13 protein-coding genes are annotated in these 12,051 nt (G+C 76.3%); 6 read left to right on the top strand and 7 right to left on the bottom strand.

The features are described 5' to 3' along the window. Positions 1–3: 3 nt before the first annotated feature. From ACQPZO_RS28425 to ACQPZO_RS28400, 6 genes are read left to right on the top strand one after another with little or no spacing between them, the layout of a single operon-like run. Positions 4–297 carry a gas vesicle protein GvpG gene (locus tag ACQPZO_RS28425; RefSeq protein WP_433344986.1) on the top strand — a complete coding sequence of 98 codons (294 nt, stop codon included), beginning with the start codon at positions 4–6 and terminating at the stop codon, positions 295–297. Positions 298–313: 16 nt separating this feature from the next. Continuing rightward, entirely contained in the window at positions 314–667 is a 354-nt protein-coding gene (locus ACQPZO_RS28420) for a gas vesicle protein (protein WP_433344983.1), read from the top strand. Position 668: 1 nt separating this feature from the next. Beyond that, on the top strand, positions 669–1,043 hold the full coding sequence (locus ACQPZO_RS28415) for a gas vesicle protein (protein WP_433344982.1): 375 nt from the start codon (positions 669–671) through the stop codon (positions 1,041–1,043). Beyond that, positions 1,027–1,875: a GvpL/GvpF family gas vesicle protein gene (locus ACQPZO_RS28410; protein WP_433344979.1), complete on the top strand. Its 849-nt coding sequence runs from the start codon at positions 1,027–1,029 to the stop codon at positions 1,873–1,875. The genes ACQPZO_RS28415 and ACQPZO_RS28410 overlap by 17 nt, the downstream gene beginning before the upstream one ends. Next, the gene (locus tag ACQPZO_RS28405) at positions 1,869–2,129 is read left to right on the top strand and encodes a gas vesicle protein (protein WP_433344977.1); all 261 of its coding nucleotides are present in this window, start codon (positions 1,869–1,871) and stop codon (positions 2,127–2,129) included. The genes ACQPZO_RS28410 and ACQPZO_RS28405 overlap by 7 nt, the downstream gene beginning before the upstream one ends. Beyond that, complete coding sequence (locus ACQPZO_RS28400; protein WP_433344975.1) at positions 2,126–2,536, top strand: gas vesicle protein K; 411 nt, start codon at positions 2,126–2,128, stop codon at positions 2,534–2,536. Before ACQPZO_RS28405 ends, ACQPZO_RS28400 begins: the two co-directional genes overlap by 4 nt. Before the next feature lie 84 nt (positions 2,537–2,620). Here ACQPZO_RS28400 and ACQPZO_RS28395 read toward each other — a convergent pair whose 3' ends face one another. The 7 genes from ACQPZO_RS28395 to ACQPZO_RS28365 form a co-directional block, all read right to left on the bottom strand. After that, positions 2,621–4,900 carry an AAA family ATPase gene (locus ACQPZO_RS28395; RefSeq protein ID WP_433344972.1) on the bottom strand — a complete coding sequence of 760 codons (2,280 nt, stop codon included), beginning with the start codon at positions 4,898–4,900 and terminating at the stop codon, positions 2,621–2,623. A 146-nt stretch (positions 4,901–5,046) separates the two neighbouring features. Further along, positions 5,047–5,796 carry a hypothetical protein gene (locus ACQPZO_RS28390; RefSeq protein WP_433344969.1) on the bottom strand — a complete coding sequence of 250 codons (750 nt, stop codon included), beginning with the start codon at positions 5,794–5,796 and terminating at the stop codon, positions 5,047–5,049. A 44-nt stretch (positions 5,797–5,840) separates the two neighbouring features. After that, positions 5,841–6,638, bottom strand: a complete 798-nt coding sequence (locus tag ACQPZO_RS28385) for a GTP-binding protein (RefSeq protein WP_433344966.1) — start codon at positions 6,636–6,638, stop codon at positions 5,841–5,843. Beyond that, entirely contained in the window at positions 6,616–7,104 is a 489-nt protein-coding gene (locus ACQPZO_RS28380; protein WP_433344963.1) for a DUF742 domain-containing protein, read from the bottom strand. Before ACQPZO_RS28380 ends, ACQPZO_RS28385 begins: the two co-directional genes overlap by 23 nt. Continuing rightward, on the bottom strand, positions 7,101–7,574 hold the full coding sequence (locus tag ACQPZO_RS28375; RefSeq protein ID WP_387014522.1) for a roadblock/LC7 domain-containing protein: 474 nt from the start codon (positions 7,572–7,574) through the stop codon (positions 7,101–7,103). The genes ACQPZO_RS28380 and ACQPZO_RS28375 overlap by 4 nt, the downstream gene beginning before the upstream one ends. Beyond that, a complete protein-coding gene (locus ACQPZO_RS28370; RefSeq protein WP_433344960.1) occupies positions 7,571–10,558 on the bottom strand; it encodes a nitrate- and nitrite sensing domain-containing protein in 2,988 nt (995 codons plus the stop codon). The genes ACQPZO_RS28375 and ACQPZO_RS28370 overlap by 4 nt, the downstream gene beginning before the upstream one ends. After that, a complete protein-coding gene (locus ACQPZO_RS28365; RefSeq protein ID WP_433344958.1) occupies positions 10,545–11,768 on the bottom strand; it encodes a hypothetical protein in 1,224 nt (407 codons plus the stop codon). The genes ACQPZO_RS28370 and ACQPZO_RS28365 overlap by 14 nt, the downstream gene beginning before the upstream one ends. Between the last annotated feature and the right edge of the window lie 283 nt (positions 11,769–12,051).

Genomic DNA, 12,051 nt, shown 5'->3' with positions numbered 1-12,051 from the left:
CCGGTGGACATCCTCTGGGCGCTACTGACCCTGCCGTACGCCCCGGTGCGGGGGCTGACCGCGGTGGTGAAGGTGATCGCCCGGGAGGCCGAGTCCCAGCAGCACAACCCGGCGAACGTGCGCCGGGAGCTGGAGGAACTCGACCGGGCGGCGGCGGCCGGCGACATCACGGAGCGGGAGCGGGACCGGGGCCAGCAGCGGGTCCTCGACCGGTTGACGCCGACGGGCGGGCGCGGGACGAGGCGGGCCGACGGCGGCGCGCGGCGGCGGGCCGGCAACGGCAGGCAGAAGGGGTGACAGGGAGGTGAGCGGGATGACCCAGGGACGGATCCGGGACGTCGGCGCGCCGGCAGACGGGCGGCCGGGGGAAGGCGACGACGACCGGTACGACGATGAGGAGTACCCCGAACCGCTGCCGGCGGCCGAGGCGGCGCGCGAAGGGCTGCGCCTGATCACCACCCTCGCCGGCCGGGAGCCGCAGGGCGTCGTCTCGCTGGAGTCCACGGACGAGGGCTGGCGGGTGGGGGTGGAGGTGGTCGAGGACCACCGGATTCCCTCCTCCACCGACCTGCTCGGCCTGTACGAGATCGACATTGACGTCGACGGGGAGCTGCTCGGGTACCGGCGGGTGCGCCGCTACCAGCGCGGGAAGGGCGAGGTGGGCTGAGATGACCAGTCCGCGTACCCCGTCGGTGGTGCAGAACTCCGGCCAGGTGCTGCCGGCCGGCCACGAGCCGGCGAACCTCGGCGACATCCTCGAACGGGTGCTCGACCGGGGCATCGTGATTGCCGGCGACATCCGGGTCAGCCTGCTCGACATCGAGCTGCTGACGCTGAAGCTGCGCCTGGTCATCGCATCGGTCGACACCGCGCGGCAGATCGGCATCGACTGGTGGGAGCACGACCCGTGGCTCAGCTCGCGGGCCCGCCCGCCGGTGGAGCCGGGTCCCCGGGACCCCGAGGAGGTCGAGGCCGAACGGCGGCCCCGGGTGGCCCGGCGGGCCACCGTGTTGAGGGAGGACCGCGATGAGCTGCACGGCTGAGCCGCTTCCGGGTGACCCGGAGCCCGCCGGGGATGCCGCCGGGTGCTGGCTGCACGGGGTGGCCCGCGAGGCCGACCCGGGCACGCTGGCCGCCGTCACCGGGATGGACGGCGGGCCGCTGCGGGCCGTGCCGGCCGCCGGTCTGGTCGCCGTGGTGAGCACCGCGCCGCCGGCCGAGTACGGCGAGGAGGCGCTGCGCCGCAACCTGGAGGACCTGACCTGGCTGGAGCGGGCCGCGCGCACGCACCACGAGGTGGTTGCCGCGCTGTCCCGGGCCGGCGCGGTGGTGCCGACCCGGCTCGCCACCGTCTACCGCGACGAGCGGGGCGTCGCCCGGCTGCTCGCCGAACGCCGGGCCGAGCTGGCGGCCACCCTCGACCGGCTCACCGGCCGCGCCGAGTGGGGCGTCAAGGGATACGCCGTGCCGGGCGCGACCGCCCCCGCCGCCGCAGGCAGCGGGGGCGCGCCCGAGGGGGCCGGGGCCGCGTACCTGCGGCGGCGCCGGTCCGAGCTGACGGCCCGGGACGAGGGGCAGCGGGCCGCCGCCGAGGCCGCCGCGGCCGTGCACGACGCCCTCGCCGGGTACGCCGTGGCCGCCCGCAGGCACGCCCCACAGGACCGCCGGCTCTCCGGTGCGCCCACCGCGATGGTGCTCAACGGGGCGTACCTGGTGGACGTCCCCACCCTCGGCGGGTTCACCGGCCTGGTCGCCGCACTGGCCGGCCGGCACCCCGAGGTGCGCCTGGAGCTCACGGGCCCCTGGCCGGCGTACTCCTTCGCCGAGGACCGCCCGCCGGAGCCGGCGCTGACCGTCAAGGAGCCGGCATGGTGACCACCGCCCTCGCGCCGAGCAGCGCGGACGACCCGCTGGCGTACCGGTCGGTGGCGCTGGTGGACGTGCTCGACCGGGTGCTCGCCCGGGGCGTGGTGGTCTCCGGGGACATCACCATCGCCATCGCCGACGTCGACCTGGTGCGGATCTCTCTGCGGGCGCTGGTCGCCTCGATCGGCGCGCTCGTCCCGCCTGAACCGCCGGTGGCAGCGGGGCCGTACCCGCCCGGCCTGGCGGACGGGGCGGCGGAATGACCGGGACCGACCCCGATCGGGACGCCGGAGCCCGGCGGGACGGCACGACCGGGATCGTCCGGTGCGAGGAGGCGAGGGAACTGGCCGCCGCCCTTGACGAGCCGCGGTGGCGGGCGCCCCGGGTGACGCCGCTGGATCGGCGGCTCGCCGTGGACCGGGATTCCGTCGAGCGGGGGCTGGCCAGTCTCGTGCTCACCGTGATCGAGCTGCTGCGACAGCTCATGGAACGCCAGGCGCTGCGCCGGGTCGAGGTGGGCGACCTCACCGGCGAACAGGTGGAGCGGATCGGCGTCACGCTGATGGCGCTCGAGGAGCAGATGACCGGGCTGCGGGAGTACTTCGGCCTGGCCCCCGAGGACCTGAACCTGGACCTCGGCCCCCTCGGCCCGCTGCTGCCGACGGACTGACCACCCGCTCCGGCCGACCGGTCGACCGCGCGGCGGACCGACCCCGTCGCGACCAGCCGACCGCCCCCGCGCCGGCCCGCGTCCTCAGCGCGCCGCCCGGGCCTCCGCGTACGCCGCCAGCCAGGCGACCTGGTCGGGGTCGAGGGACGGCCGGACCCGCCGTCGCGCGGACTCGACGTGCCCGGCGGTGACCGTCGACGCGGTCATCGACTCCCGCATCGCGGCGAGCGCGGCCTCCCGGACCAGCGCCGCGCAGTCGGCAGCCGAGAAGCCGTCCAGCCCGTCGGCGAGCGCGGCGAGGCCGACGTCGTCGGCCAGCGGGACGTTGCGGGCGGCGGCGCGCAGGATCTCCGCCCGGCCCGCCCCGTCCGGCGGGGGCACGTACACCAGCCGCTCCAGCCGGCCGGGCCGCAGCAGAGCCGGGTCCACCAGGTCGGGGCGGTTGGTCGCGCCGACCACCACCACGTTGCGCAGCGACTCCACCCCGTCCAGCTCGGTGAGCAGGGCGGCGACCACCCGGTCGGTGGTGCCCCCGTCGCTGGCCTGCCCGCGAACCGGGGCGAGCGCGTCCACCTCGTCGAGGAACACCAGCGTCGGGGCGGCCTCCCGGGCCCGGCGGAACAGCTCCCGGACCGCCCGCTCGCTCTCGCCGACCCACTTCGACAGCAGCTCCGCGCCCTTCACCGAGAGCACGTTCGCCCGGCCCGACCCGGCCAGCGCCGTGACCAGGTACGTCTTGCCGCAGCCGGGCGGCCCGTAGAGCAGCACCCCGCGCGGCGGCTGCACCCCGAGCCGGGCGAAGGTGTCCGGGTAGGTCAGCGGCCAGAGCACCGACTCGGTCAGCGTCTCCTTGACCTCGACCATGTCCCCCACGTCGTCGAGGGTGACGTTGGCCAGCTCCAGGGTGGACCCGGCCATCGTGGTCGGCCGGACCACCTCCAGGGCGGCGGTGAAGTCGGTCATCGCCACCGTCGGCGACTCGGCCGACTTCTGCCGCAGAGCCGCCCGCACCCCGGCCTCCCGGACCAGCGCGGCCAGGTCGGCGGCGACGAACCCCGGGGTACGCCCGGCGACCTCGTCGAGCCGGACGTCCCCGGCCAGCGGCACCTGTCGGGTCAGCACGGTGAGCTGCTCCCGGCGCAGTGCCTGGTCGGGCAGGGGGACGGTGATCCGTAGCGAGAGCAGGTCCGGCGCGCGCAGCGCGGGGTCGACCGCCTCGGGACGGCTGGTCGTGCAGACCACCGCCGTCCCGGCCCGGACGGTCTCGGCGAGCAGCTGCCGGAAGACGGTGGACAGCGGCCCGGGGTTCTCGGCGGGGGCGAGCGCCTCCACGTCGGTGATCAGCAGCACGGCCGGGTTGTTTCCGCGTACCTCGTCGGCGGTGGCGCGGAGCCGTCGCGCCGCCGCGTCGTTGGTGAGCGCCGCCAGCTCGGGGGCCCAGAGCGGGCGGACGGTCGCGCCCACCCGGGCGGCGACGGCCCGGACCAGCGCGGACTTGCCCGACCCGGCGGGCCCGGCGACCAGCACCCCGAGCGACACGGCGGTGCTCAGCCGGCCCAGCACCTCCCGGTGGTGGAACCCGAGGTCGAGCAGCTCGGTCAACTCCTCGGCCTGGGCCCGCAGCCCTGGCAGCTCGTCCACGCCGGGCGCGTCCTCGGCCCCGCCCGCGTCGTCGGCCGGCTCGTCGGCCCGGTCGGCCGAGGCGTCGGTCCGGTCGGCCCGGTCGGCCGTACCGCCGTCCGGCCCGGTGCCGGGCCGGGCCGCGCCGGGCCGGCCGCCGGTCCGGGTGGTCTGGCCGTGCTCCCAGCCGACCACCGTGTCCATGGTGACCAGCGCCCCGAAGCCCGGCTCGGCGGCGGTCACGGTGAGCAGGGTGCTGGTCCAGGCGTACCCGACGGTGCTGGAGAGGCTGCGCCGGGCTGCCTCGACGAGGGTGCGTACGGAGGCGTCCGGCAGCACGTCCTGGGGCAGCAGGGAGACGTCGTCCCCGGCGGTCACCACCTTGCCGAGCAGGGCGAGCCGCAGCATCTCCGGGGAGACGGCGGCGACCACCTGGACCGGTCCGGCCAGGGTCACCCGGCGGGCGGGGACCACCGGCGCCCGGCTCACCGTCACCTGCCCGCCGTCGCGGATGCCGAGGTTGCCCAGCAGCAGATCGTCGGCGTAGAGCAGGGCGGTGCTCGCGGCCGGCCCGGCCGGGGCGACGATGCCGGCGGTCACCCGCCGCCCGGCCAGCCGGACCGGGTCGCCGGGCCGCAGCGCCAGTGCGGTCAGCACCTCCGGGTGCAGCCGGACAACGCCGCGCCGGGCGTCCAGCGCTGCGGGGCGCAGGCTGGCGGTGAGGGTCAGGTCGGGTGCGGCCATCGCCCGAGGGTAGCCGCCGGGAAAAGGAAGACACCGCACAAGCGCCGCCGAGCCGGGCCGGACCGCCCACACGTTCGTCGCCCACACGTTCGTCGCCCGTCGGTGTCGGCCGTCGGACGAGAGCGGTGGGGTTCAGGGCGGTGGAGTCAGGGGCGGTCGCCGGGGTCGCCGAGCAGGGACTGGTCGCGCCGGATCAGCTCCGCAAGCCGGGCCGCCGGGTCCGCCGTGAGCCGGTCCGGGTCGGGCACCCACGCCGGCACGGTCCTGACCGACAGCGGCCAGACCGGCGGCGGGACGGTGGCCGCCTCCGCGCCGACCGTGACCCGCCCGCCCGACCAGCCGACCCGCAGCGGGTACGCCTGCCCGTCGTGCTCCACCCGGACCGTGACCGTCACGCCGGGGTGCGTCGCCACCACCCGGGCGACCGCCTCGGCCACCTCCGCCACCGGGTCCCGCCCGACGGGGGCGTCCACCGTGCCGCCGGCAGACCCTGCCCCGCCGCCCACGGGGCTGCCCGTCGTGCCGCCCACCGGGCTGCCCGTCGTGCCGCCCGTAGGGCCGGCCGGCAGGGCGCGGAGGGCCCCTGCCCGGCCCGTCGGGCCGGCCAGCCGGTCCGCGTCCCCGCCTGCCCGGTCCGGCGGATTGCCGGTCGCCGCCCCGCTCGGGCCGACGTCACCGCCCTCCAGGGGAACCGGGACGGGGTCGCTCGCCGGCAGACTCGGGACGGTTGCCCCGCCCCGCCCGGCGTCGCTTCCCGGCGGCACCCCGGCGGCGTCGGCAGCGGACGGGGCTGCCGCCTTCCGGCCGGGCTCCTCGGCCGGCTCGGCGCCCCGCCGGCGGAGTGCCTCCTCGCGCCGGGCCAGCCGGGCGAGTGTCTCGTCCAGGTCACCTCTCATGTCGCCACCCCTTCCGGTGAATCGGATCCCGAGGCAGGGCTCGTTCAGTCCCGTCCCTCCCGGGTGGCCCGGTCCAGCGCCCGGTCCAGGACGACCAGCAGGGCGTCCCGCACCGAGAGCCGGTCCCGGGCGTCGAACCGGATCAGGGGCACCTGGTCGCCGATGGCCAGGGCCCACCGGATCGAGGTGAGGTCCAGGGCCAGCCGGCCGTCGAAGGCGTTCACCCCGACCACGAACGGCAGCCCGGCCCGCTCGAAGAAGTCGATCGCCGGATAGCAGTCGTCCAGCCGGGTGCTGTCCACCACGACCAGCGCGCCCAGCGCTCCCCGGGCCAGGTCGTCCCACATGAATCCGAACCGGGCCTGGCCGGGGGTGCCGAAGAGGTAGAGCTTGAGGCTGCGGTCGATGGTCACGCAGCCGAAGTCCATCGCCACCGTGGTGGTGGTCTTGCCGGACCGCCCGCCCGGGTCGTCGATGCCGATCCCGACGCTGGTCATCTCCGCCTCGGTGGTCAGCGGCGTGATCTCGGAGATGGCCCCGACCGTGGTGGTCTTGCCGACCCCGAACCCGCCGGCAATGAGGATCTTGACCGGGATCGGTGGGGCGACCCGGCCCGGGCCGCGATCCGGCGCGGCGTGCTGCGGCCCGGCCGGCGGCCGGTACGGCGGCGGTGGAGCTGTCGGCGGCGGGGCTGTCGGCGGAACTGGCGGCGGGGCCGGCGGGGTGGCCCGTCCGGTGGCCGGCGCGGTGCCCGCCGGAGTGCCGTAGCGGGTGGTGGCGCTGTTGGCGGCGAGCCCGCCGAGCGGGGCCGCCGGCCATTCAGGAGATCGCACGGAGTCCATCAATCACTCGCAGGATGATGTCGGGGTCAAGGGCGTCCTCGGCCGTGCCGACGTGCACGTCGAGGTGGCCGGCGCCCCGCAGGTCGCCGACCAGGACCCGGGTGACGCCGAAGTGCATGCGGGTCCGGGCCGAGATCTCGGCGACCGAGATCGGCTCGCCGCAGAGCGCGATGATCGCCTGGAGCTCCGGGGCGAGCCGGGACACGGGTGCGGAGTTCCACCCGCCGGCCTCGGCGCGGGCGGTCACCTGGGTCTCCAGTCCGATCGCCGGGTCCGCCCCGGCCACCCGGCCGGCGGTCAGCACGAACGGGCGCGGGCCGGCCGGCCGCTCCGGATCGGGGGCAGCCGGCGCGCCAGGGACGCCGTCCGGCCCGCCGTCGCCGCCCGGAGACGACGCCCGCAGGTAGGGCCGGATCCGGACCGTGTGTTCCGGACCCGGCCCGGTGCCGGCGGCGTCTGAACTCACTGCTGGACGGCGTTCTTCAGCTCGACGATCAGTCGTGGGGTGAGGGCGCCGCCGGCCCGCCCGGCGAAGAGGGTCATCTCGTACGCCACGGTGCCGAGGTTCGCTGACCGGTCGGCGACCACCCCGAGCACGGATCCGCTGCTGATCGCGCTGATCAACAGGTAGCCGTCGGTCATGTCGACGATCACCCGGTTCAGCCCGCCGAGGGCGTACCAGCTCGCCGCGCCGCCGGCGAGGCTCGTCATGCCGGAGACCACGGCGGCGAGGCGTTCGGCGTTCGACCGGTCCTTGATCGCCGACATGGCCATGAGCAGCCCGTCGGAGGAGACCGCGATCGCCTCCATCACCCCGGCGGTGCTGGAGGTGAAGGAGTCCAGCAGCCAGTTGAACGTCCGGGCCTCGGGGCTGAGGTCCCCGGCGCCGGGATGGTTCTGATGTTCGACGTTGTCGTGCAGGAACGGGCTGGTCACCGTGTTGATCCCTTTTCATGGCGGCGGGCTGGACAGATCTCGCGCAGAGCACGGGCGACGCCCGCCTCGAACTGGTTGATCAGGTCCCGCACCTCGGCCGGGTCGCCGGGGTCGGAGACCGGCAGGGGTCGGGGCGGCGAGACGGTCAGGTTGGCGCCGGGGACCCGCCGGCTCAGCCGGGGCGAAACCGGCGGCGCGTCCGCTGCGGCCGGGTCGCCGGTCGGGGCCCGCAGCCCCGCCCGGCGTACCCCGGCCTCGAACTCCTCGACCAGGGCGCGGGCGGCGGCCGGATCGGCGGTGGACGCGTCCACCGGGCCGGCCACCGACCCGGTCTGGGGCAGGCTCGCCCCGGGGATGCGCTGCCGGATGCCCGAGCCGCCGCGCAGGGCGCCGGCAACCGACCCGCCCGCACCGGCAACCGACCCGCCCGACCCGGCCACCGACCCGCCCGACCCGGCCACCGACCCGCCCGACCCGGCCACCGACCCGCCCGACCCGGCGACCGGTGGGGCCGACCTGGTGCCCGCCCCCGCCCGGGACATCGGCCAGGTCGGCGGCCCGGTCTGCGGGGCGATCTGCGGGACAGTCGGCGGGGCGGTCGGCGGGGCGGGTGGGTCGCCGGGCCTGCCGAACAGCGGCCCGGCGGGGAAGGACGTGCCCCGGGTCCGCACGGGCAGCGGCGGCGCGGCGGTGGGGCCGGCCCCGCCGACCGCCGCGCCGTCACGGTGCGGCCGGGTCGCGCCGGAGGCCGCCGGGGGAGCGGCGGCACCGGACACGACCGGCGTGACGTCGGCGGTCGGCGGGGTGATCACGGGTGGCGGCGGGCCGGCGGCGGGAGCTCCGGTCCGGCCCGGCCCGCTGGCCCCGGTGACCGGGGCCCCGATCTCGGCCCCGAAGGCGTTCCAGGAGTGTCCGGACTCCATGGACCGGGTGGCCCGGCTGAGCAGCTCGGGGTCGAACCCGGGCGACGCCGTCGGGTCGAGCGGGTCGGTCCCGACCGTCGGGTGGGGCGACGCGGCGACGGCGGCCAGGGCCCGCCTGGGGCCGGTCGGCTCCGGCCGGGCGGGGCTGGTCCGCCGGTCCCGGTCCGGCACCGACGCCCGGGCCACGTTGGCCCCCGCCCGGTCGCACGGCGGTACGACCAGCAGCGCCGACGGGATCTCCAGCCGGGCGGTGACCCCGCCGACAGCGGTCGGGACGAGGTCCACGGTCCAGCCGTGCCGGCGGGCCAGCCGGCCCACCACGAACAGGCCGAGCACTTCGGTCGGGGCGAGGTCGAGCCGCTCCCGGCGGGTGAACCGGGCGTTCGCCTCGGCCAGCCGCTCCTCGGTCATCCCGATGCCCCGGTCCACCACCGACAGCCGGATCCCGCCCTCGGTCGGGGCGGCGGTGACCGTCACCCGGGTGTGCGGCGGGGAGAAGACGGTGGCGTTCTCCATCAGCTCCGCCGCCGCCAGCACCAGGTCGCCGACGATCGCCGGTGCCGCGGACACGCCGGGCGGGACCTGCACGTCGACCCGGGTGTAGTCCTCGATCTCGCCGAGGGCGAGGCGCACCGCGTCGGCCAGCGGCACCGGGGCGACGTGCCCGTCGGCGTCGGTCGACCCGGAGAGCACGACGAGGCTGCCGGCGTTGCGGCGTAGCCGGCTGGAGACGTGGTCGAGGCGGTACAGGTGCTCCAGCCGGGTCGGGTCGGTCTCCTGCCGTTCCAGCTGGTCGATGAGCGCGAGCTGCCGGCCCACCAGGTTCTGGGTGCGGCGTCCCACGTGCCCGAACATCTGCGCCACGTTGCGTCGCCCGGCGACCTGCCGCTCCACCAGCCGCGCCGCGGTGGTCTGCACCCGCTCGAACGCGCGGGCCAGGTCGCCGACCTCGTCCCGCCCCCGGACGTCGACCGGGTCGAGGCGGATCGGCGGGACGCTCTCGATCTCGTCGTCGGCGATCCGGACCAGTTCGGCCTCGGCGGCCCGGGCGACCCGATCGGCGCTGTGGGTGAGCCGGGTCAGCGGGCGGGCCACCGTCCGGGCCACCGCCACGCTGAGCAGCACCACGACCAGCAGGATGGCGAACGCCACGTCGCCGACCAGCCAGGCGGCGACGAGCGCCCGCTGCTCGTCGGCCCGTACCTGCGTGGTGACGTCCGCGATGATCTTCTTCTCGACGAACTGGCCGAGGGTGATCATCGAGCGGACCGACGGGAAGAGCGTGTCCAGCGGGATCATGGAGATCGCGGCGACGGGGTCCCGCACGCTGTGGGCGAGGAACGCCGGGCTGGTCCGGGCGGCCACCGCCGCGTCGTCGAGCATGGCCAGCTGGTGCTGCTCCGGGGTGATCAGGTTGCGGAACCGCTCGTTGTTCACGTTCAGCTTGGCCATGCAGGCGAGGTAGCTGGCGGAGACCTGCGGGTCGCCGGTGGCCCGGACCAGGACGATCAGGGTGGCGCACGCCCCGATCCACTCGTCGGCGCGCAGCAGCGCGTCCAGGGCCAGCACCTGCTGGCCGATCGTGGTGGTGGTGTCGACCTGCCAGGGCAGCCGCAGCGACTCGATCAGCGTCATGGAGACCGGGCCGAAGGTCTCCATGACCTGCGTGGGGGTGGCCCGGCCGGCCAGCACGGCGGTACGCAGGTCGGCCAGCCGCCGCACCCCGTCCAGGGCGGTGGCGACCCGGGCGGGGAGCTGGTCGCCCAGTTCGGCGCGCAGGTCGGCGACCCGGTCGTCCACGGTGGCCGACGCCTGGATCAGCTCGGTGCGGGTGACCCGGCCGAGCAGCAGCCCGACCGAGAGCAGGCGCTCCTGCTGGATGCCCTGCACGAGGGTGCCGACCCGGTTGGCCACTCGGACGCTCTCGGCGGTGTCCGCGGCCCGCCCGGCGGCGGCGATCCGATCGAGCACCACCGGCACGGCGAGCCCGACCATGCTGAGCAGCGGAATGATCACCAGCAGGGCGAGCTTGCCCCGGATGCGGAGCCTACCGAGCAGCATCGAAGGGCCCCCACCGTTCGGTGCCGGCGGCGCGGCCTCGCCCTGCCGGCTGGAGCGTCCGGGGCTCGGCCGGGGCGAGCGTGCCGAGCGGGGCGGGCCCCCGGGGCTCGCCCGGCGGTTCCCAGCCGGTGCCGCCCGGCGACGCGCCGGCGTTCTCGTCGGCCCGGTGCTCCCCGACGACCCGACGGCGGGCCCGACGGTACGCGGCGACCAGCATCGCCGCGAGCGCGGCGACCAGCAGGACGGCCGCCCCGAGAGCCGCCCCGGCCAGCCACCGCTCCCGGTCGAGCCGGTCGATCCGTTCCCGCAGCAGCACGTCCAGCTCGTCGAGGATGACCGGCTGGAGCTGCCTGGCGGCGCTCTGCGCGTTGTTCCGGGCGGCGGTGAGTTCGGTCAGCGGGGCATCCTCTGTGCCGGCCTGGCCGGTCGGGGCGGAGAGCGCGGAGAGCCGCTCGACGGCCCGCTGGTAGTTGTCGAGCGGGGTGAGCACGTTGGCGCCGAGTTTGGTGCTCTCCGTGCTGTCGACCGCCGCGCGCAGGTCGGCGACCAGGTCGGTGGCGGGAGTGAGGGCGGCCACCCGCAGGCCGGCCAGCTCGGGCCCGGTGCGGATCCGCTCGGCGGCGGGGCGGCGGGCGGCGAGGGTGGCCAGGTCGGCGAGGCGGCCGGCGGTCACGAGCGCCTCGGGTAGTTCCTCGCTGACGGCGTCCTGGAGGAAGAACGAGTCCGACTGCGGGTCCCGCATCAGCCCGGAACCCTCCCGCACCTTGCGGTGCAGGGCCAGCAGCAGGTCGGTGACCTCGCCGTACGCGACGAAGGCCGCCTCCGGATCGGTCAGCGTCCGGTCGGGCAGCGCCTCCAGCTTGGCCCGGAGCCCGGTCCACCGGTCGTGGGTGCGTAGCTGGTCGCCGATGCGGGTGTCCACTGAGGCGGCGTCCTGCACCGCCCGGTTCAGCGCCTCGCGGGACGCGGTCCGCCCGGCGACGGCGGCTGACTGGGCGTCGACCAGGGCCAGGGTGACGGGGCCGAGGGCACGCAGGTACTCCACGCCCATCCGCTCACGGACCGCCAGCCCTCGGTCGTCGTCGGTGAGCCTCCGCTGCTGGGCGAAGAGGAACGCCACCGGCACGAGCAGTGCCACGACGAGCAGCAGCGGCAGCACGCGACCCGGGAGGGCGGGCCGTCGGGGGACCCGCTCCGCAGGGACGGTCATGGATGGCTCCTCCGGCGACGGCGGGGGACGGGCAGGTGTCGGGGGTCGCCGATGCAGTCCCGCTCACCGGACCGGAAAACTAACCGACCAGCCAGGGCCGGCAGAGCCGCCGGTCGGTCAGTTTTGCGTCACTTCGAGCGATGTCACGCCTTGTGTAGATCGGTTGCACTCTTGGTGTCGACGGTTCGGTTGACATGGATGGATCGGATGCGATTTTGGGAGGAACATCGGAATTCACGTGATCCGAATTCATCTCACTGGGCCGCGCCGTACCCTGCGCGGT

The sequence above is a fragment of the Micromonospora sp. CA-111912 genome, assembly GCF_050948415.1.
Lineage (GTDB): Bacteria > Actinomycetota > Actinomycetes > Mycobacteriales > Micromonosporaceae > Micromonospora.
Note: the sequence above shows the minus strand (reverse complement) of the source record. Positions and strands in the feature narration are given on the sequence as shown.